The sequence below is a fragment of the Arthrobacter sp. B2060 genome (genome assembly GCF_059090445.1).
In genome coordinates this window covers 83,876-104,170 of record NZ_JBNHFR010000006.1, presented here as the reverse complement: position 1 = coordinate 104,170, position 20,295 = coordinate 83,876, and the positions used below count along the sequence as shown (strand labels likewise).

Sequence of the window (20,295 nt, the reverse complement as noted above, 5' to 3'; positions counted from 1 at the left end):
CGATGGACGCTGACGTGATGCACTCCGTCCTGATGGACGTCGATACCGGGATCGACGACGCCCTGGCGCTGGTTTACCTGCTGTCCCGCCCGGAGGCCCGGATCGAGGCCATCACCTGCACGGCGGGCAACGTGGGCGCCCGGCAGGTGGCGCTGAACAATCTGGCACTGCTGCAGCTTTGCGGCCGATCCGGCGTGGAAGTGGCCATTGGCGCTGAGGTACCGCTTGAGATTCCGCTGGTCACCACCGAGGAAACCCACGGCCCGCAGGGCATCGGCTATGCGGAGCTGCCGTTTCCTGCGCAGCAGATTTCACCGCGGCATGCGGTGGACGTATGGGTGGACACTGTCCGGGCGAATCCGGGGGAGATAACGGGCCTCATCACCGGACCGCTGACCAACTTCGCACTGGCCCTGCGCCGCGAACCTGCTCTGCCTAAGCTGCTGAAGGGCCTCGTGATCATGGGTGGATGCTTCAACTACCAGGGGAACACCACGCCCACGGCGGAGTGGAACGTCTCCGTTGATCCCCACGCCGCGCAGGAGGTCTTCGCTGCCTACAGCGGCCTTCCCGCGGACAGCCTGCCCGTGGTGTGCGCGCTCGAAACCACCGAACGGATAGAGCTGCGGCCCGAGCACCTGCAAAGACTGGGGGAGGCCTCCGGCGCGCAGGAACCGGAGCTCGTGCTTCCGGAACAGCCGGAAGGCCAGCGCAGCGCCTCGGACAATCCTCTCGTAGCTTGCATCTCTGACGCCGTCCGCTTTTACCTGGAATTCCACCGGCTGTACGGCCAAGGCTATGTCGCCCACATGCACGACGCCTTCGCGGCCGCAGCCGCCATCGGCCGCACGCCCATTCAGACGCGCCCGGCCACCGTGCATGTGGAAACCGAGTCGCCCCGGCTTATTGGCACCACGGTGGCTGACTTCCGCGGCATCTGGAACGAACCGCCCAACGCCCGCATCGTGACGACGAACGACCCCCGGCAGTGCTTCGACGAGCTCATTTCCTCGGTGGCGGCACTGGCCCGCACCCTGCGGCCATAATCGCAGAGTGGCCCCCAGTGAATCCGTAGCACCGCGCCACCACGGATCTGTAGGATGGTAGCCGCGTCGAGGTGACATAGGCGCCACATTTCGCGTACGCGGAGGATCACGCCACGGGGCGGGGCCTGCCGTCATCAGCCTAAGGATCCACAATGTCACAGACTTCCCTCACCCTCCCCAGCCCCGGACAGCAGGAGGGACGAAACCGCCGGCTGCTCGAACTGCTCGGCGCCGCCGCGATCGCGGGCACCTTCATCTACCTCGTCCTCACTCAGCCTGCCGATATCGCCAACGGACTTGGAAGCGTCTCCGCGCTGGTTGCCTTGGGCGGGTTCCTGCTCGGTGCGGCTCTGCTGATCGTGGGCGTGCTGCCCACGCTTCCCACCTCGACGGTAGTTCTCATCCCCGTGGCGCTGGTCCTGAACATCGTTCTCGGCCAGCTCATGGGGACCAGCGGACTGCCCTTCTACTTCGACGCCATCGGCACCGTGCTGATCGCCGTCCTAGCAGGCCCCGCCGCCGGCGCCGCGACCGGCGCCCTGAGCAGCATCGTCTGGTCCTTCATCAACCCCACTGTCCTCCCCTTCGCCGCCGGCGCCGCGCTCATCGGGTTCCTCGCAGGCACTGCTGCACGCTACGGGCTCTTCCGCCGCTTTTACCTCGCCCCGGTGGCCGGCTTCCTCACCGGAATCCTGGCCGGTGTGGTGTCGGCCCCCGTTGCTGCCTTTGTTTTCGGTGGAACCTCCGGGGCCGGAACCGGCGCGATTGTCAGCGCCTTCCGCGCCATGGGCGACACCCTGCTTGCCGCCATCACCAAGCAGGCGCTGATCTCGGACCCCATGGACAAGGCTATCGTGTTCGCCATTGCGGCCATGCTCGTGTACGCCCTTCCCCGCCGAACCACCTTCCAGTTGCCGTTCGTGCGCCGCTTCAATGTCCTGGCAGGCAAGGAACCGGTCCAGAAGGACGCCTGAACGGTGGACGGCCCCATCCGGCGGGCGCCGCGGCTCAACCCCCTGACCCTGCTGGCCGCGGCCGCAGCAGTACTGGTGATCACGACGGCGGCCGCCAACTGGGCGGCGTCCCTCACCGTTGCCGCCGGTGCCGTGGCGCTGGCGGCGGCCTTCGGCCGCGCCCGCCGCGTCCTGTTCGCCGGCGGCGCCATCCTGGCGCCGTTCTGGCTCTCCTTGCTGGTGATGCATGGCCTTTTCTACCCCGAGGGCCGCACAGTGCTGGCGGGATGGGGGCCGGCCAGAGTCACGGCCGAGGGCCTCGGCTTTGCCGTTGACATGGGGCTGCGCACCTCAACCTTCGTCCTCGTACTGATGCTGTTCTCCTTCAGTGTCAGGGTGCCGGACCTGGTCGCGTCGCTGGGCGCCCTCCGCCTGCCGCCGCAGTTCGGCTACGTCCTGGCCTCGACTCTGATGCTGGCTCCCATCATCTCCGCCCGCCTCCAGAAGGTGCGCCAGGCCCAGGAGTCTCGCGGACTTGTGGTGGAGCAGGGGCTCGTGAGCCGCATGAAGGCAGTCCGCCTGCAGATGGTGCCGCTGGTGCTGGGCCTGGTCCACGACGCCGGAATCCGCGCCCAGGCGCTTGACGCCAGAGGCTTCCGGCGGGCTGGCCCGAGGACCAGTTACCGGGAGGTTCACGATTCAACAGCCCAGCGCGTTTTCCGGCTGGCTGTCCTCCTGCTCGCCGGGGCTGCGGTGGCCCTGCGGATCGTGGCTTCCACCTCTGGCGGAGGCGCTGCATGAGCGGGCGGGACGTTAGCGGGCGGGGCACCGGTCGGGAGCCCGCCGGTGGGGAGGCCGCCGGGCGGCGGTACACAGCCCCGACGACGCTGTGTGCGGCCATCGAGGCGTTCACTTTCCATGGCGATACCGGGCCCGCGCTGCGGGCGCTTGAGGTCGAGGCTGCTCCGGGATCGCTGACGGCAGTGCTTGGGGGTTCCGGGAGCGGTAAGTCCACCCTGGGACGGCTGCTCGCCGCCTGGCTGGCGGGAGGACGCGATGGCGTACTCAGGGGGTCGCTGCAGGTGGTGGCCGGAGGTGGCCAGGAGGGCGGGCGCCGCCTGGTGTTTTCCGGGTCGGATGATGACCCGCGGATCGACTCCGCAGCCTGGGCTGACCATGTGGGCTACGTGCCGCAAGATGCTGCCGCCATGCTTTCAGGCGTGCGCGGCACTGTGGAGGAGGAGCTGGCCTTCGGGCTCGAGAACCGCGGGACGGCGCGGTCCGAGATGACCGCGAGCGTGGCTGAAACCGCCCGGCTCACTGGCCTCACGGCGCTCCTGGGACGTGACCCCGCAACCCTTTCCGGGGGAGAGCTGCGGCGCCTTGCCATCGGGTGCGCCATCATCGGCGATCCGGGCATCCTGATTCTCGATGAACCACTGTCATCCCTCGATTCCGCCGGAGAGCTGACCGTGATGGCGCTCGTCAAGGACCTGAGGGCCCGCGGAGTAGCAGTGGTGGTCCTCAGCCAGCACGCCGACGCGCTGACGCGGCAGGCCGTGCACTGGCTGGTCCTGGGAGACGGAGCAGCAAAGGCGGCCGGGCCCCCGGACCGGTTGCTGGCCGGCGCCTTACTGGCCAATTCCGGTGTTGTTGTCAGCGAGCCCAGGGCGGTTCCCACGATCCAGGACAGGCCCAGGCGAACCCCCGGGCCGGTGCCCGCTGCTGCGTACACGCCAGTAGCTGCCATGGAGTTGCCGCCTGCCCTGGACGTGGCACCTTCGCTGGAACTGGAAGGCGTGTCCTTCCGGTTCGGTGCCAAGGACTCCAGCCCCCCGCTCCTGCTGGAGAACATCAACCTGGACGTGCGGCCCGGGGAGGTAGTGGCGGTGACCGGTACGAACGGCGCCGGCAAATCGACACTGCTGCGGCTGTTCAACGGGCTGCTGCGGCCGCTGAGTGGCGACATCCGCGTCGCCGGCAAGGCGATCGCGGGTGTTCCCACGGGCATCGTCGCCGACCGGCTCGGCCTGCTGTTCCAGCATCCCCACGACCAGTTGTTCGAACGGACTGCAGAGCGTGAGGTGCTGTTCGGACTGGAGCGGCTCTTCGGGCAGCAGGCACCGGCGAAGGCCGCTGCAGCGCTGGAGGCCGTGGGTCTCGGCGGGTCAGGCGCAGTCCATCCGCACGAACTTTCCGGCTCGGCTCAACGCCTGCTGGCGCTGGCGACGGTGCTGGCCCGGGAGCCGGCGGTACTGGCACTGGATGAACCTACGGTCGCCCTTGATGCCCATGGCTTGGAGCGGCTGACCGCGGCCATCACAGCGGCAGCCAGCCGTGGCGCCGCCGTCGTGATGGTCACGCATGACTTGCCATTTGCGCGTGCGCATGCCCACAGGACGCTGGCACTTCAGGGCGGAGCCCTGGTGGGCCGCTAGGAAATCCTGGGAGGAGCCGTAGTTTTGCGCACTACCAAATGCGGCGTCCTCACCACGTGGGCGGGTTTCTGTGACCGTTCGATCCGGTCCACAGCCTGCTTGACAGCTGTTGCTGCGAGTAGCGGCGCGTCCTGGCTGACCGAGGACAGCTGCATGTAGCTGAGCCGGGCAAAGTGGCTATCGTCGTATCCGAGCACGGAGACATCGTCAGGCACTTTCAGCCCGTCGGCACGCAAGCCTTCGATCAGGCCGAGGGCAGTCCTGTCGTTGAAGGCGACGACGCCTGACGGGAGATCCGCCCGCAGGGACCGGAAGGCCGTCAGGCCGTCTTCTTCGGTAGGCCCGCCGGGGATTATCCTCGCCTCCAGGCCGTGCCGCTCCATTTGAGTTCGGAAGGCCACCCGGCGCTGGTCGGCAGAAACGGCTGTGCCGCCGTCGACATGCACGATGTTGCGGTGACCGAGGCCGGCGAGGTGCTCAACGGCCATGCGGATGCCGGCCTGGTCGTCGCTGCTCACCGCGTCCACCAGGCCGCCCACGTCGTCCCGGAGGAGGCTGACGACGGGCACCTGGCCGGCAAACCGCTCCAGCTCCTGACTCCCCAGTGTCGGAGAGATCATGATGAGTGCCTCGGAACCGACATCGAGCAGGGATTCGATGGCCCGGGTCTCGGGGCGGCCATAGGCAACCGCGCTCAACGCGATTTCGTAGCCATGCGCCGCCGCCTCTGCATAGGCGGCATCCACTATTTCCGCGTGAAAGGGCTGGGCGCTGAAGAAACTCAGGCCCAGGAGCCTGGTGCGGCTGCTGCGCAGCAGGCGGGCCCGGCTGTCGGGCCGGTAGCCGAGTTTCCGTGCTGCCTCAAGCACCGTTTGCCGGGTCGACTCCGCCGCTCCGGGCGCCCCGCGCATGACGATGGAAACCAGCGCCCGCGAGACGCCGGCCGCGGCGGCCACGTCCATCAGCGTTGGGCGGCGCTGCTGTTCCGTCATTTTCCTCCTCTGTCTGGATCATTCTATAGAACGATCTAGACAGGATGGGTACAGGATGCCATATTGGGTTACTAGAACGATCTATATGCAGCATTCCACTATCGACTAGAAATCCCGGGAGTATCCATGGCTTATCTTCAGCATCCGGTCAGCGCGGACCGGCCTGCCCGCATCGCCCTAATCGGTGCCGGCTGGATTGGAAGTTTCCACGCTGAATCTGTTGCCCGCCGCATCTCCGGCGCCCGACTCGAAGCCATCGCGGATCCGTCGCTGCCCGCTGTGGAAGCCCTTGCCGGGAGGTTGGGAGTTGCCAAAATCAGCGCTGATCCTGCCGATGTGTTCAATGATCCGGACGTGGATGCCGTGCTGATTGCGGCTCCGGCCCGGTTCCACTCGACTCTGATCGCGGCGGCAGCCCGTGCCGGGAAGGACGTGTTCTGCGAAAAGCCCGGCGGGCGCACGGTCGAGGAACTGGACAGTGCGATGGCGGCAGCGGACGCCGCTGGAATCATGGTCCAGTTCGGCTTCAACCGGCGCTACGCAACGGATTTTGCCGCGGCACGAAAGCTCATTGACGACGGCGCAGTGGGAACCCCCCAGCTCCTCCGGTCGCTGACGCGCGATCCGGGTACAGAAGCCGGCATCGCCAACCCGGAGCGCATCCCGCCAGGAACGATCTTCCTGGAGACCCTGATCCATGACTTCGACACGCTGAACTGGCTGAACCCTGGCGCCGTTCCCGTCCGTGTGCACGCTGTGGCGGACGCCCTGGTTGCTCCCGAGGCCAAAGACGGAGGGCTGCTGGACACAGCGGTAGTGACAGTGACCTACAGCAACGGGGCAATAGCGGTGGCGGAAGCGAACTTCAACGCGCTGTACGGCTATGACGTGCGGGGCGAGGTGTTCGGCTCGGCCGGCATGGTGACTGCGGGCGGACCGCAAGCCTCCAGTGCTACGAGCTATACGGCGGCCGGCATCGGCTCTGCGACGGTTCGTCTGAACGTGGACCTCTTCCATGATGCTTACACGTTGGAAGTGGCGGACTTCGCGGAAGCGGTGAAAGCCCGCCGCGACGGCGTCCAGGCCTCAGCGAAACCAGGCCCGGGCTGGGCAGACGCCCGTAACGCCCTCGCGGTGGCGCTGGCGGCGTCACGGTCGGCCGACACCGGACTGCCCGTCGAGGTCTCGTCGGTTGCAGAGCTGCGGGCAGCCGAGCAGCAACTGCACACGGTGGGGGACGCCGTATGAGCTTCCGGCTGGCCGTCTGCGCTGAGATGCTCTACGGCGGACTTCCCCTGGCCGATCGGGTTCAGCGGATCCATGGGCAGGGCTTTGAGGTGGAGCTCTGGGATACCCGCGCCCGGGATATCGCCTCACTCGCCGCGACTGGTGCCCGCTTCTCCTCGATGAGCGGCTACTTCGGAGGCAGCCTCATCGATCCCGACAGCGCCCATGAGGTGCTGGCCTCCGCCGAGAAGCTCATTCCGACTGCCTTGGAACTCGGCGTCGAGCGGATGGTGGTTCACCCGGCTGAACTCGGCGAGGGTGGCCACGCGGTCAGGCCAGCCCACCGCGCAACGGGCCAGATGTGGCTCACCGGACTGCGTACTCTGGAACGCCTGGGCAACTTGGGCGAGAAGCACGGCGTGACGTTTGCGCTGGAGAACCTGAACACCATCGTGGACCATCCGGGCATCCCGCTGGCGCGCGCGAAGGACACCCTGGCCCTCGTCTCGGCGGCTCACCACCCCAACGTGAAGATGATGCTGGACCTTTACCACGCCCAGATCGGAGAGGGGAACCTGATTGAACTGGTGCGGGAAGCCCTGCCCTGGATAGGAGAGATCCAGGTCGCTGACGTACCTGGCCGCTTCGAACCCGGTACAGGCGAGATTAACTACCGTGCCGTCGCCTCGGCGCTGGCGGATGCCGGGTACTCCGGCGTCGTTGGACTGGAGGCCGGTGCCTCCGGCGGCCAAGGCGTGGAAGCGGGGGACATCGCCCTCGCTGCGTTCAGGGCGGCTTTCGACGTCTGAGCCCCCTGCGTCGGGTGCCAGGTCGAGGAGTCGCAGCTGCGGTAGATTCCCGGAACCCCCCCGTGACCCTCCGCCGGGGGTCCGGGGGCGGCTCCTCTGGACTTATGGCCGGGAGGCAATGCCTACGGGAAGGAACCGCTTGCCATTTACGCGCTCCGATGCGCCCACCCGGTCCAGGTAGGGGGTGATGCCGCCCAGGAACATGGGCCAGCCGGCGCCGAGGATCAAGCAGAGGTCGATGTCCTCCGGGCCAGCCACCACGCCTTCGTCGAGCATCAGCCCGATTTCCTCTGCCAGGGCATCCTGCGTCCGGCGCAGGACTTCCTCTCCGGTTGAGGGGGCCGTGCCGAACGACAGCAGTGCCATGGTGCTCTGCGGTATCTCCTGGCCACCATCGGCCGCCGGAGCCCAGAGCGATTTCACCCCGTTGTCGATCAGCTTCTGGAGGTTCTGGGATACCTTGAAGCGGTCTCCAAATGCGGCGTGGAGTGACTCCTGGACGTGCTGTGCCACGGGAAGCCCCACCATCGCGCCCAGCGTGAACGGCGTCATGGGCAGGCCCATCGGGCGCAGGGCGTTGTCCGCGACGTCCGCCGGGGTGCCTTCATCGAAGGCGGCCGTGACTTCGCCCATAAGCCGCAGCAGGATGCGGTTGACCACGAAGGCCGGGGCGTCTTTGACCAGGACGGCGGTTTTCTTCAGTCCTTTGGCCAGTTCAAAAGCGGTGGCCAGCACGGCGTCGTCGGTCTTGGGGGCCCGGACGACTTCCAGCAGCGGCATGACGGCCACCGGGTTGAAGAAGTGGAATCCCACCAGCCGCTCAGGGTTCTTCAGATCCGCGGACATGGCTGTCACGGACAACGAGGATGTGTTGGTGGCGAGGATGCAGTCGGGAGAGACCACGGCCTCCAGCTCCGCGAACACCTGCTTCTTGACGTTCAGTTCCTCGAACACGGCCTCGATGACAAAGTCGGCATCCGCAAACAGCTCCTTGGAGACGGACCCGGTGACAAGCGCCTTGATCCGGTTCGCCGCGTCCTGGCTGATCCGTTTCTTGCCGAGCAGTTTGTCGGCCTCGGCGTGGACGTAGCCCACTCCCTTGTCCACGCGGGCCTGGTCGATGTCGGTCATGACGACAGGAACCTTGAGCTGGCGCGCGAACAGGAGGGCAAGCTGGCTGGCCATCAGTCCCGCGCCGACGACGCCGACCTTTGTCACGGGGCGGGCGAGGCTCCGGTCGGGTGCGCCGGCAGGCCGCTTGGAGCGTTTCTGCACGAGGTCCAGGAAAGCATAGACCGTTGAGCGGAACTCGTCGGTCTGCATGAGCCCCGCCAGGGTTTCACACTCCATGGCCGCCGATTCCGCCTGTGACATGGTCCGGTTGGCTTCGATGATGTCCAGAACCTTGGCCGGCGCCGGCGAGGCGTTCGACGTCTTGCTCTCCACGAAGGCGCGTCCGGCCGCCACGGCACCCGCCCAGCGGGCGGCCACCCCGGGGTCGGAGGGGTCGACGGCGTTCGGCCGTTCCGGGGCGACCTCGCCCGAGATGACTTTCGCGGCCCATGCGAGGGACTGTTCCACGAAGTCGGCAGGTTCGAACAGGGCATCGGCGATGCCCAGCTTGAAAGCCTCGGGCCCGGACAGCGTGCGGTTGTTGCTGATCGGGTTCTCGATCATGACCTTGACAGCGTTTTCAGGGCCGATCAGCCGCGGCAGCAGGTAGACCCCGCCCCAGCCGGGGACGAGTCCGATGAAAGCCTCGGGAAGGGCCAGTGCGCCGGCACCGGATGACACTGTGCGGTAGGTGGACTGCAGGGCGATTTCCAGCCCGCCGCCGAGGGCCACGCCGTTGATGAAGGCGAAGCTGGGGACGCCGAGGTTTGCGAGCGTGGCGTAGACCTCGTGCCCCAGCTGGGCCATCCACAGGCCGTGCTCGCGGCTGTTGAGTGACTTCACGGCAGACAGATCAGCGCCGGCCACGAGGAAGTGGGGCTTGCCCGTCACCCCAACGCCTACGATCTCCCCTCTTGCTGCGCGGTCCCGAAGTCCTTCAAGCACAGTACCGAGCTCAACGAGCGTGTTGGGGCCCAGTGTGGTCGGCTTGGTATGGTCCAGGCCGTTGTCCAGCGTGATGAGCGCGAACGTGCCCCCGCCGGATCCGCCAGGCGCGGCAGGCAATTCGATGTCCTGGACGTAGGAGTGCGTAACGGTCTCGTCGGGGAAGAGGTCGGCAAGCTTGCTGAATTCTGCGGCGCTCATGCTGTGGCTCCTGCTGTTTCGATGTCGGTACCGCTGTAATCGGCGTGGTGAGGGTTTTCCCAGATGACGGTGGCACCCATGCCGAGGCCGATGCACATGGCCGTGACTCCGTAGCGGACGGAGGGATCTTCCTCGAACTGCCGGGCCAGCTGGTTCATGAGCCGGATGCCCGAGGATGCGAGGGGATGGCCCACCGCAATGGCGCCGCCGTAGCGGTTGACACGGGGGTCGTCGTCGGCGATCCCAAAGTGGTCGAGGAAGCTCAGGACCTGGACAGCAAAAGCTTCGTTGATTTCGAACAGGCCAATGTCCCCGATTTCCAGGCCGGCTTTAGCAAGTGCCTTTTCAGTGGACGGGACAGGTCCGATCCCCATGACTTCCGGTTCAACACCCGCGTAGGCATAGCTGACCAGCCGCATCTTGACGCCCAACCCCAGTTCTGCCGCGGCATCGGCGGAGGTCAGCAGCGCCGCTGTGGCGCCGTCGTTCAGTCCAGCGGCGTTGCCTGCCGTGACGCGGCCATGCGGACGGAACGGCGTCCGAAGGGCGGCAAGGTCTTCCAGCGTTGTTCCCGGGCGTGGCGGCTCGTCCACGGTGTTGACGGTCCAGCCCTCTCCCGGCTTCATGGTTGCCACTGGGACCAGGTCCGGCTGGATCAGTCCCGCGCCGTAGGCTTCCTGCAGCTTGTCCTGAGACGAGACTGCGTACGCGTCGGTGCGGTCCTTGGTGATGGCCGGAAAGCGGTCGTGCAGGTTTTCGGCCGTGTTGCCCATATTGAGGGCGGCCGGGTCCACGAGCCGCTCGGATATGAAGCGCGGATTGGGGTCGGCGCCGTCACCCATCGGGTGGTTGCCCATGTGTTCCACGCCGCCGGCGATCACGACGTCGTAGGCGCCGAAGGCGATGCCGCCGGCGGTTGTGGTGACCGCCGTCATGGCTCCTGCGCACATGCGGTCGATGGCAAAGCCGGGAACCGTTCGGGGGAGTCCCGCCAGCAGGGCGGCAGTCCGCCCGATGGTGAGGCCCTGGTCGCCTGTCTGTGTGGTTGCCGCCACGGCCACCTCGTCGATGCGCTCGGCGGGCAGCCCCGGGTTGCGGCGCATCAGTTCGCGGATGCATTTAACCACCAGGTCGTCTGCCCGCGTGCCGGCGTAAATGCCTTTGTCGCCGGCCCGGCCGAACGGTGTGCGCACGCCGTCCACGAAGACGACGTCGCGGACAGCTCGATGGTTTCCGCTGCTTCGGTGTTGGGTCACGTGCTGCTCCTCATTGAGACGGTGGTCCCGGATCATGACCGGGTGCCCGAGGGATCCGGGCGTCACCGAGCCCAATGTTACTAGCCAGTAACTTAGCGTGCAAGGAGCGGAGTGCTAGGCGCTTTGGTCCCTGGCTTCCTTCGGCGGCAGCGGCTGTGGATTGAGGAACGCCTCCGTGATCAGAGGTGCCACGATCCCGATCTGCCACGGCCTGGCTCCCAATCCGCGCAGTTCTTCGGCCACGGACGCTTCGCTGATCTCGGCCGGGGGGCGCCATGCGACCCGACGCAGATAGTCGGGCGTCAGCAGGTTCTCCAGCGGGAGATGCAGCTCGTCGGCCTTCTTCTGCAGAAGCGGCCGTGCAGTTGAGAGCCGTTCCGCGGCGGCTGGATCGCGGTCTGCCCAGACCCGGGGCGGCGGCGGGGCGTTAGTGGGAAGGTGCAGGGGCGGAAGATCCTCAAGGGTGCGGGCTGTGGCGATGCAGCGAAGCCAGCGGGGGGCCTCGCGCTGCGCTGCCCGGCCATGGAAGCCCTTGGTGCCCAGCAGCTGCGGCACAGTTGCCGGCATGGCTTTGGCGGCAGCCACAAGGGACGAGTCGGGAATAAGCCGGCCCGGAGCCACATCCCGCTTCTGCGCGAGAGCATCGCGTTCCAGCCACATTTCGCGGACTGCGGCGAGCTGGCGGCGGTCCCGGATCTGATGCAGCCCGGATGTTTTGCGCCAGGGATCGATCCTTGGCGGTGCCAGTCCGGCTGCGAGGATGGCAGCGAATTCCTGCTCTGCGAACTCAAGTTTGCCGTCCGCTTCGAGCAGTTCAATGAGTTCCTCGCGGAGCTCGGTCAGGACTTCGACGTCGAGGGCTGCGTAGCGGAGCCAGGGTTCCGGCAGGGGGCGGGTGGACCAGTCGGCAGCCGAGTGTTCCTTGGCCAGGCCGAAGCCCAGCAGCTGTTCGATGACTGCGGCAAGTCCCACGCGCGGCAGCCCGGCGAGCCGGGCGGCCAGCTCGGTGTCGAACAGCTTGTCCGGCCACATGCCGAGCTCGGAAAGGCAGGGGAGGTCCTGGCTGGCCGCGTGCAGGATCCATTCGACGCCATGCAGCGCGTCGTTGATGATGTTCAGGTTGTCAAAGGGCTCGGGATCGATGAGCCAGGTACCCGACCCCTCGCGGCGGATCTGGACCAGGAATGCCCGCTGGCCGTACCGGAAGCCCGAGGCGCGTTCGGCATCGACACCGGCGGGTCCGGTTCCGGCGGCTATTGCTGCCGCACAGCGCTCCAGTCCTGACTGGGTCTCAATGACAAGCGGAACGCCGTCGCGGGGTGAGTCGAGATCGATGACAACGGGGACGCGGCTGTCAAAGCCCTCGACGGAAATGTGGGGTGTGGTTTCAGCAGCCGGAGCGCCAGCTGTGGTGTTTTCCAAATTTTCAGGGGTCATGATGGCCCCTAGTTTACCGGCAGCGCGCTGCCGCGCGGAGTCCCTGCCGCAGGAGGGCACTAGTTCCGGCGCCTGCGGGGGAGCGCGGACACGCCGTCGGGGAGCGGCGGCAGGCCCGCGAAGGTACACACCATATCGGACCAGGCCTCCAGGTGGGCCTGGACGTCGGCACCCGCCGGGGTCCAGGAGGCGCGGAGTTCGATATCTATCGATCCCGGCCTGTCGGCCAATGTGCCGAAGCTTTCCGAAAGGACGCGCGTGGCGGTTCCGCCGGCTGCCCTGTACGCCGCCCGGTGTGTCTCGAGGGCTTCCACGAGCCAGGTCCATGCAACCGAACCCAGCATTTCGTCGTTGCCCATCTCCGGCTCAAGCTGGGCCCGGATATAGGTCACGATGCGGAATTCTCCGTCCCAGACCGCGGAGCCGTCAGGGTCGTGCAGCAGGATGAACCGCCCGGTGGCGAGCTCATCGTCGTCGGGCTCGGTGCCGCCGGCCGAGCGGGCAAGAGCGACGGCGGCCGGGCCGTGTTCCGCAGCGGATTGACTGCCGCGGCTGTGGGCGCCGATGACCTCGGCGCCGAGCGCAACGGCGAACGGCGCCAGCCGCGACGGCGCCGGGATCTCGTTCAGATGCAGCTCACTGCGGCATCGTGCTTTCCGGAGGGTCCCCAAGGCGTACAGAAATTCCGCGGGAACCTGGGCAAGTGCGTTCACAATCGCAGGGTATGCAATGGAGCCAGCGAAGGTCGGCAGGCTCGCCGCCGACCAGGGCAATCGGGCCGGTTCAATCCACAGCAGGGCATTCCGGGCTCCTAATCAGCGGCCTGCGCCGCCCCGCGGGAGCCGGATTCGGCGGCGTTCCCGTGCTGTCCCAGTTCGGTCCGGATGGCCTCGACGAAGGCGTCCACGTCTTCCTCGCTCGTGTCGAAGGAGCACATCCAGCGGACCTCGCCGAGGGCTTCGTTCCAGTCGTAGAAGCGGAAGGATTTCCGCAGCCTGTCCGCCACTCCTTCGGGCAGGATGGCGAAGACGCCGTTCGATTCGGTTTTCTGCGTGGGGTCCACCCCGTCAATGGTGTCCACAGCCTTCCGCAGCCGGGCCGCCATGGCGTTCGCGTGTGCGGCCGACCGCAGCCACAGATCACCCTCCAGCAGCGCGATGAACTGGGCGGACATGAAGCGCATCTTGGAGGCCAGCTGCATGTTCATCTTCCGCAGGAAGAGCAGGCCGTGGGCGGCTTCGGGATTGAGGGCCACCACCAGCTCGCCGAACAGGAGGCCGTTCTTGGTGCCGCCGAACGACAGGATGTCCACTCCTGCATCGCGGGTGAAAGTCCGCAGGGGAACGCCGAGGTGCGCGGCGGCATTGGCCAGCCGGGCCCCGTCCATGTGCAGCTTCATGCCCTTGGCATGGACGTGCCGGGCGATCGCGCGCACCTCATCCGGGGTGTAGCACGTGCCCAGTTCCGTGGTCTGGGTAATGGAGACGGCAAGCGGCTGGGCGCGGTGCTCGTCGCCCCAGCCCCACGCCTCGCGGTCGATCAGCTCAGGGGTCAATTTGCCGTCCGGCGTGGGCACCTGCAGCAGCTTGATGCCACCGATCCGCTCCGGCGCGCCGTTCTCGTCCATGTTGATGTGGGCTGTTGACGCACAGATGACGGCGCCCCACCGGGGAAGCAGGGACTGCAGCGAGAGCACGTTGGCGCCGGTGCCGTTGAAGACGGGAAAGCACTGGATGCCTTCTCCGAAGTGCTGCTCCATGAGGTCCTGCAGCCGGGCGGTGTAGTCGTCCTCGCCGTAGGACACCTGGTGTCCTTCATTGGCGGCCGCCAGGGCGGCCAGCACCTCCGGGTGCACGCCGGAGTAGTTGTCTGAGGCGAAGCCCCGGACGGACGCGTCGTGCAGCCGGGCCATGGTGCCGTTGCCGGCCGTTTCAACTGTGGTTGTCATCGCTTTGGTCACGCTTTCAGTCTAGGGAGTTGCCGCGGGGCCTGCCCGCGGTCACGGGGTCAGCAGGATCCGCTGCCCGTTCAGTTCGGCGGCCGGCTTTTCGAACAGCCCGACGACGGCCGCAGCCAGGTCTTCGACGTCTGTGAAGCCGGGGAACCTGCGTTCGGGGTGGCGGCTGCGCATGGCGGGATCCACCAGCGCCTTCAGCACAAGGACGACGGCGGCGCTGTGCAGTTCAGGGCCATCCTGCAGTTCAGGGGCGCTGGCTAGTTCAGGGGCGCTGGGCAGCTCAGGAGAGCCCTGCCCCGCTGTGCCCTTTAGCTGATCCCGCTGGAACCCGTCCGCCACGGCCATGGTCCAGGCCTCGGCGGCCGCCTTGGCTGCCACGTAACTGGCGACCGCCGCGGCAGGTGCGGTGACCGCCGTCGACGACACCATGGCGAACCGACCGGTATCGGATGCCACGAGGTCGCCGTAGAAGACGCGGGTGACATTCCGGAGCGTCGTCAGGGAACTGGTTTCCAGGAAATCCCAGTCTTCGTCGCTTTGGTCGGCGATGCCCCGGGCGCCCCGCCAGCCGCCCACGAGGTGTATAACGCCGTCGATCCTGCCCGCCCTGCTTGTGAGCTCCTCGTGGAGTTCCCGGACGGCGGGCAGAACCGCGAGGTCGCAGGTGAGCGGAATGACTCCGCTGCCGGCCGTTTCCGCCGCCGCCGCGATCCTTGTGCTGTCCGACCCCACCGTACAAACGGTCATGCCGGCCTGGGCCAGGCCGCGTGCCACGGCGATGCCCGATGGCCCGCTGCCGCCTGCGACCAGAACTGTGAGGGGACGGTCTGTCATCAGGCGGTCATCGCTTCCGCGGTGGGACCGGGGCTGGAGGGATCCTGTGCCCCGGTGATGCCTGCCGTCGACTCGATCACGGGACGCATCTTCTTCTCCAGTGCTTCGTAGAACATGGACAGCGGGAATTCGTCGTCCAGCACCTGGTCGGTGAGTCCGCGCGGCGGCCCGTCGAGCGGGAGGGCGCTGGGACCCTTGGCCCATACCGAGGCCGGGTTCGGCGTGAGCCTTCCCGCGACGAGCTCGTAGGCGGCGAGCCAGTGCGCCGTCTTCGGCCGGTCGATCGAACGCCAGTACAGCTCTTCGATGCGGGCGCCGAGTTCAATGACCGCTCCGGCAACGTTGTCCCAGTCGAAGCTGAGCCGGCTGTCGGTCCAGTGCAGCACACGGTGCTGGTGCAGCCAGGCGAAGAGCAGTTGGCCGCCCAGTCCGTCGTAGTTGCGGATGCGGCTGCCTGTGATGGCGAACCGGAAGATCCGGTCGAAAATGACGGCGTACTGGACGAGTTTTGCATGCCGGCGTGCCTCCGGATCGGACGCTTCGTCTTTTTCGATCCTCACGGATTCTCGGAAGGCCGTCAGGTCGCAGCGCAGTTCCTCCAGTGAGTACAGGAAGTACGGCATGCGCTGTTTGATCATGAAGGGATCAAAGGGCAGATCGCCGCGCATGTGGGTCCGGTCGTGGATCAGATCCCACATCACGAAGGTCTCCTCCGTGAGCTCCTGGTCCTCGAGGAGAGCGGCGGCCCCGGCAGGCAGTTCGAGGGACGTGATCTCCGCCGCAGCCCCGAGGACCCGGCGGAAGCGGGCGGCCTCGCGGTCGGCGAAGATGGCGCCCCAGGTGAACCGGGGCGTCTCACGGACGGCTACGGTCTCCGGAAACAGCACAGCGGAGTTTGTGTCATAGCCGGGTGTGAAATCAATGAAGCGGATGGGGACAAACAGCTTGTTGGAGTAGTCGCCTGCTTCGAGCCCGGCGATGAATTCGGGCCACACCACATCGATCAGTACAGCTTCAACCAGTCGGCTCGTGCTGCCGTTCTGCGTGTACATGGGAAAGACCACGAGGTGCTGGAGGCCGTTTTCGCGGTGGGCCTGGGGCTGGAAAGCCAGCAGCGAGTCCAGGAAATCCGGGACTCCGAACCCCGCCTCCATCCAGCGCGTGAAGTCGACGCAGACGAGTTCGAGGTAGCGTGCGTCGTGAGGGAAGGACGGTGCGAGGGCTTCCACGGCCTCGATGATGGTAAAGACATGGCGGCCCGCAGCAGCATGATGCGCATTTTCCGGTACGGAACCGTCCTGGGTCTGAAGACCGCGCAGTGCCGTGGCGGCGGTCTTGAGACGCTGCCATTCGGGGTGGTCAGCGGAGATCCTGGCGGGGGCGGTGGTAACGGTGATGGTCATGTTCGGCGTCGCCTTTCTGGTTGCCTGAGCTTCTACGCCGAGCGTAACAAGCAACCAGATCTGCTAATCCATTTTGGGCCCTAGCGTAAGAAACTGTGGGGCTCAGAGGCCACTTTCGGCAGGCCAGGAGCAGCGGCAAACAGCCTCAGGAACGGGCAGAGCCGCCATCTGCGCCCTCCACCGGTACCAACCTCAGGGAAACCGAGTTGATGCAGTACCTCTGGTCCGTGGGCGTTCCGTAGCCCTCACCCTCAAAGACGTGCCCTAAATGGGAATCGCAGGCCGAGCACCGCACCTCGACACGGTCCATGCCGAGGGTGCGGTCGTGGATGTAGCGGACTCTGCCTTCGGCCAAGGGAGCCCAGAAGGACGGCCAGCCGCAGTGCGAATCGAACTTCTCCTTGCTGGTGAAAAGTTCGGTACCGCAGGCCCTGCACTGGTAGACGCCTGCGGTATGGGTGTCCCAGTATTCACCGGTGTAGGGGCGTTCGGTGCCCGCCTGGCGGAGCACATGGTATTCCTCAGGCGTCAGTTCCCGGCGCCACTCGTCGTCGCTCCGGACGACCGGGGCGCCCACCGTGTTCTCAGCTTTTTCTGGAGTGCTCATAGCCAAATCAACGCTCAGGAGTCCCCGATAAATCCCGAGCCTGCATACAGATGCAGCACGGGAAGGCCCAGCCGGTCCTGCGCCTTGTTGGCCCAGTCAGTGTGGAAGGTGTCAGCCACAGCGTGTGGTCGGGTGACGACGACGGCCTGCACGGCGCCAAGCTCCTTCACCTTGGCCACGAGGCCGTTGACGGCCTCGCCGTCCACCACCTCGCCCGAAACTCCGCCACCGATGCCCTCAAGCGCGTCCACCGAGACGGACAGGGTCTCGGCCGCCGCCGCCCGTTGTTTCTCCGGGTCCGGTGCATGCGAGGTCAGCTCGCGGAAGGCCTTGGCGATGTCCAGCATCGAGAGGTTCTCGAGGAAGTCCACGATCAGATGCCGCTCCGTGTTGGCGGGGACCAGTACGACCAGGGGCATGTCACCTCCGTTCACGAGGCGTTCGATGTTGCGGCGGTCGTCCGCACCCAGCGGCTCTTCTGTGAGAATGACGATTGGATCGCTCATGCCATCAGCCTAGCCCGGCGGCACCGCGCCCGCATGCTTTTGTGGCCGGATGTGCCTTGGACGCCGACTCCGGCAAGAATGGTGCAATGGACTCCTCCTTCCGGCCCGGCATAGAGCTGCTGCGCCACTTGGTTCCCGGTGCCCGTGAGCACCAGGCTCCGCACCTCTTGAAAAGCACACACCTCCTGAACAGCACTGATCGCCTGAACAGCCTTGATCTCTTGAAAAGCACCGATCTCTCGAAGGGCATAGGCCAGCAGGACACCACCATGAGCCTCCGCGCCAAGTGGACCCTCGGCGGAATTATCGCGGGCAGCGCCGCAGCGGCCCTCCTGGGCGCCGGCTCATCGGCCCTTGCCCTGTACTTTGCCCGGCGCGTGCTCACCCCGGCCCGGGCTCGGGCGGCCGACCAGGAAGTGCTGGCAGTGATCAGGGAAGGCAGGGGACTGCAGGTCATTCTTGCGGCGACGCCCGAGACGATCCAGGACGGCGTCTACAGCCTCTTTTTCGACGGCGGCAAGGGCCATGCCCGCATCGGCAGGATCCTGTCCTATTCGCCGTCCGAGCGCACTGTCCTGCGCGAGGTGGAGGCCGTGTACCAAGGAAAACTGGAAACCGCCCGCCGGGGCTGGTGGGGCGGCGCTGTGTACCCGGATCCCTTCGCCGTCGGCCTTGCCTCGGAGGAGGTGGCTGTTGACGTTGAGGGCGGCACGGCCCCCGCTTGGCTGATCCCCGCTGAGCCGGATGCCGAAGTCTGGGCCATCATGGTCCATGGCCGCGGTGCGACCCGCCAGGAAAGCCTGCGGGCGGCCAGGGCTGCTCACGAACTGGGACTGCCTGGCCTCCTCATTTCCTACCGCAACGACGGGCTCGCGCCCTCTGCTCCTGACGGCAGGTATGGCCTGGGATCCACCGAGTGGCGCGACGTCGACGCCGCGATCGAGTTCGCGCTGGCCCGTGGCGCCAAGGAGGTCGTGCTCTTCGGCTGGTCCATGGGCGGCGCGATCTGCCTGCAGACTGCGGACCTGTCGAAGCACCGGAACGTCATCCGCGCCATGGTTCTGGATGCGCCCGTCATCGACTGGGTCAACGTGCTGGCGCACCATGCTGAACTCAACAGGATTCCGTCCGCCGTCGGCCGTTACGGCCAGCTGATGATGGGCCACCGCCTCGGGCGCCGCCTGACGGGGCTGGCAGCCCCTGTCGACCTGAAGTCCATGGACTGGGTGGCCAGGGCCGTGGAACTCCGGACCCCAACGCTTATCGTCCACAGCGTTGACGACGAATACGTCCCTTACGGGCCGTCCGCCCTCCTCGCGGAGAAGAACCCGGAAATGGTCACCTTCGAGGCGTTCGAGAAGGCGCGGCACGCCAAGGAATGGAACGCCGATCCTGCCCGGTGGGAGAGCCTGGTCAAGGCGTGGCTGCAGCAGCAGCTGGCGCCCCGGCTCAATCCTGGACAAACCTCCGGCCCGGACACGGAACCGGACCCGGAAGCGGAAGAGGAAGAGGAAAATCGCCTGCGCGATTAGCCCGGACTGTTGCCCGTCTTGGCTGCGCCTGTGCCGATCGGAGCCGTGATGGCGTTGGTCAGGCGCACCAGGTCCCGGGGATCGAGCTCGATGTCGAGTCCCCGCCGCCCGCCGGAGACCAGGATGCTGGGCAGTGCCAGGGCGCTGTCATCGAGCACAGTGGGGGAGGGCTGCCGCTGGCCCAGCGGAGAGATCCCGCCCAGGACGTACCCCGTCCGCCGTTCGGCGGCCCCCGGATCGGCCATCGCTGCCTTCTTGCTTCCTAATGCGGCGGCCAGGGCCTTGAGGTCCAGGCTTCCGCTCACGGGTACGACGCCGGCCGCGAGCCTTCCGTCCACCTCCACCATGAGCGTCTTGAAGACCCTTACCGGATCCATCCCCAGAACTTCGGCGGCTTCAAGCCCGTAGCTGGCAGCCGCCGGGTCGTGGCTGTAGGGATGCAGGGTAAAGCGAACGCCTGCCGCAGCCAGGACGGCTGTGGCAGGCGTTGCCTGTGACGTGTTCTTTCGCGCCATGTGATTCTGGACCCGAATCCGTGGATGTGGGGCGGCTAGCTTTGCAGCCGGGCGGAGGCGGCAACCTTGCGCTTGATACGCCCCAGCATGGCTGTCATTCCGCGCATGCGCAGCGGCGTGATGGCCCGGGTCAGGCCGAGCAGCTCGGGCATGTCGTCGGGCACGGCAAGGATTTCTTCTGCCGTGAGTCCATCCAGGCCCTCATGGAGCACGCCCGCGAACCCACGCGTTGTGGGGGCTTCGGGAGGAGCCTTGAAGAATAGCCGGAAGGCGGAGGGCCCGCCGTCGTTCTTCTCGGTCTCAATGGTGAGAAACAGCGGTGACTGGCACTCGACCACCTGCTCCAGAAGCTCGGGGTGGTCCTGGAGCCGCTCCGGCAGCTCGGGCAGGCCGCGGGAGAACTCCAGCAGCAGCTGGAGCCGCTCCGGCTCGCTCAGTGCCTGGAAGTCATCGACAATCTCCGCCAGTGCGGTGGGCAGTGCATAAGTACTCATCACTTCAAGCTTACGCAGTTTGCCCCCGCA

19 protein-coding genes are annotated in these 20,295 nt (G+C 66.6%); 7 read left to right on the top strand and 12 right to left on the bottom strand.

Going from position 1 to position 20,295, the window contains the following annotated elements; translation table 11 throughout:
• Positions 1-17 precede the first annotated feature (17 nt).
• The 4 genes from AC5RUM_RS12565 to AC5RUM_RS12550 all read left to right on the top strand — a co-directional run bounded on the left by AC5RUM_RS12565 (position 18) and on the right by AC5RUM_RS12550 (position 4,437).
• Entirely contained in the window at positions 18-1,046 is a 1,029-nt protein-coding gene (locus tag AC5RUM_RS12565) for a nucleoside hydrolase (protein WP_494035343.1), read from the top strand.
• Positions 1,047-1,198: 152 nt separating this feature from the next.
• Positions 1,199-2,020, top strand: coding sequence for an ECF transporter S component (locus AC5RUM_RS12560; protein ID WP_494035228.1), 822 nt, complete (start codon positions 1,199-1,201; stop codon positions 2,018-2,020).
• Between the two features lie 3 nt (positions 2,021-2,023).
• A complete protein-coding gene (locus AC5RUM_RS12555; RefSeq protein WP_494035227.1) occupies positions 2,024-2,800 on the top strand; it encodes an energy-coupling factor transporter transmembrane component T in 777 nt (258 codons plus the stop codon).
• Positions 2,797-4,437, top strand: a complete 1,641-nt coding sequence (locus tag AC5RUM_RS12550) for an ABC transporter ATP-binding protein (RefSeq protein WP_494035226.1) — start codon at positions 2,797-2,799, stop codon at positions 4,435-4,437. Before AC5RUM_RS12555 ends, AC5RUM_RS12550 begins: the two co-directional genes overlap by 4 nt.
• Here the strand turns inward: AC5RUM_RS12550 and AC5RUM_RS12545 are convergent.
• Positions 4,434-5,429: a LacI family DNA-binding transcriptional regulator gene (locus AC5RUM_RS12545; RefSeq protein WP_494035225.1), complete on the bottom strand. Its 996-nt coding sequence runs from the start codon at positions 5,427-5,429 to the stop codon at positions 4,434-4,436. The two genes, AC5RUM_RS12550 and AC5RUM_RS12545, sit on opposite strands and share 4 nt — an antisense overlap.
• Before the next feature lie 126 nt (positions 5,430-5,555).
• Between AC5RUM_RS12545 and AC5RUM_RS12540 the strand changes: the two genes are divergently transcribed.
• Positions 5,556-6,677 (top strand): Gfo/Idh/MocA family oxidoreductase, encoded by a 1,122-nt coding sequence (locus tag AC5RUM_RS12540; protein WP_494035224.1) that lies wholly within the window; start codon positions 5,556-5,558, stop codon positions 6,675-6,677.
• Complete coding sequence (locus AC5RUM_RS12535; protein ID WP_494035223.1) at positions 6,674-7,465, top strand: TIM barrel protein; 792 nt, start codon at positions 6,674-6,676, stop codon at positions 7,463-7,465. The genes AC5RUM_RS12540 and AC5RUM_RS12535 overlap by 4 nt, the downstream gene beginning before the upstream one ends.
• A 102-nt stretch (positions 7,466-7,567) precedes the next feature.
• Here the strand turns inward: AC5RUM_RS12535 and AC5RUM_RS12530 are convergent, their stop codons facing one another.
• From AC5RUM_RS12530 to AC5RUM_RS12490, 9 genes are all read right to left on the bottom strand, one after another.
• A complete protein-coding gene (locus tag AC5RUM_RS12530) occupies positions 7,568-9,724 on the bottom strand; it encodes a 3-hydroxyacyl-CoA dehydrogenase NAD-binding domain-containing protein (protein WP_494035222.1) in 2,157 nt (718 codons plus the stop codon).
• On the bottom strand, positions 9,721-10,980 hold the full coding sequence (locus AC5RUM_RS12525) for a thiolase family protein (protein ID WP_494035221.1): 1,260 nt from the start codon (positions 10,978-10,980) through the stop codon (positions 9,721-9,723). Before AC5RUM_RS12525 ends, AC5RUM_RS12530 begins: the two co-directional genes overlap by 4 nt.
• A gap of 114 nt (positions 10,981-11,094) precedes the next feature.
• Complete coding sequence (locus AC5RUM_RS12520; protein WP_494035220.1) at positions 11,095-12,417, bottom strand: HRDC domain-containing protein; 1,323 nt, start codon at positions 12,415-12,417, stop codon at positions 11,095-11,097.
• Between the two features lie 59 nt (positions 12,418-12,476).
• Positions 12,477-13,133: a DUF3000 domain-containing protein gene (locus AC5RUM_RS12515; RefSeq protein ID WP_494035342.1), complete on the bottom strand. Its 657-nt coding sequence runs from the start codon at positions 13,131-13,133 to the stop codon at positions 12,477-12,479.
• A gap of 95 nt (positions 13,134-13,228) precedes the next feature.
• A complete protein-coding gene (locus AC5RUM_RS12510) occupies positions 13,229-14,365 on the bottom strand; it encodes a threonine aldolase family protein (protein WP_494035341.1) in 1,137 nt (378 codons plus the stop codon).
• 51 nt (positions 14,366-14,416) lie between these two features.
• Positions 14,417-15,208: an SDR family oxidoreductase gene (locus tag AC5RUM_RS12505; RefSeq protein ID WP_494035219.1), complete on the bottom strand. Its 792-nt coding sequence runs from the start codon at positions 15,206-15,208 to the stop codon at positions 14,417-14,419.
• A complete protein-coding gene (locus tag AC5RUM_RS12500) occupies positions 15,208-16,611 on the bottom strand; it encodes a DUF6421 family protein (protein WP_494035218.1) in 1,404 nt (467 codons plus the stop codon). The genes AC5RUM_RS12505 and AC5RUM_RS12500 overlap by 1 nt, the downstream gene beginning before the upstream one ends.
• Positions 16,612-16,756: 145 nt before the next feature.
• Positions 16,757-17,218, bottom strand: coding sequence for a peptide-methionine (R)-S-oxide reductase MsrB (gene msrB, locus AC5RUM_RS12495; protein WP_494035217.1), 462 nt, complete (start codon positions 17,216-17,218; stop codon positions 16,757-16,759).
• A gap of 14 nt (positions 17,219-17,232) precedes the next feature.
• Positions 17,233-17,724, bottom strand: coding sequence for a hypothetical protein (locus tag AC5RUM_RS12490; RefSeq protein WP_494035216.1), 492 nt, complete (start codon positions 17,722-17,724; stop codon positions 17,233-17,235).
• Between the two features lie 269 nt (positions 17,725-17,993).
• Between AC5RUM_RS12490 and AC5RUM_RS12485 the strand changes: the two genes are divergently transcribed.
• Positions 17,994-19,256 (top strand): alpha/beta hydrolase family protein, encoded by a 1,263-nt coding sequence (locus AC5RUM_RS12485; protein ID WP_494035340.1) that lies wholly within the window; start codon positions 17,994-17,996, stop codon positions 19,254-19,256.
• Here AC5RUM_RS12485 and ybaK read toward each other — a convergent pair.
• Both ybaK and AC5RUM_RS12475 read right to left on the bottom strand, forming a co-directional pair.
• Complete coding sequence (gene ybaK / locus AC5RUM_RS12480; RefSeq protein ID WP_494035215.1) at positions 19,253-19,771, bottom strand: Cys-tRNA(Pro) deacylase; 519 nt, start codon at positions 19,769-19,771, stop codon at positions 19,253-19,255. The genes AC5RUM_RS12485 and ybaK overlap by 4 nt on opposite strands.
• Before the next feature lie 35 nt (positions 19,772-19,806).
• Positions 19,807-20,265, bottom strand: coding sequence for a SufE family protein (locus tag AC5RUM_RS12475; protein ID WP_400579535.1), 459 nt, complete (start codon positions 20,263-20,265; stop codon positions 19,807-19,809).
• Between the last annotated feature and the right edge of the window lie 30 nt (positions 20,266-20,295).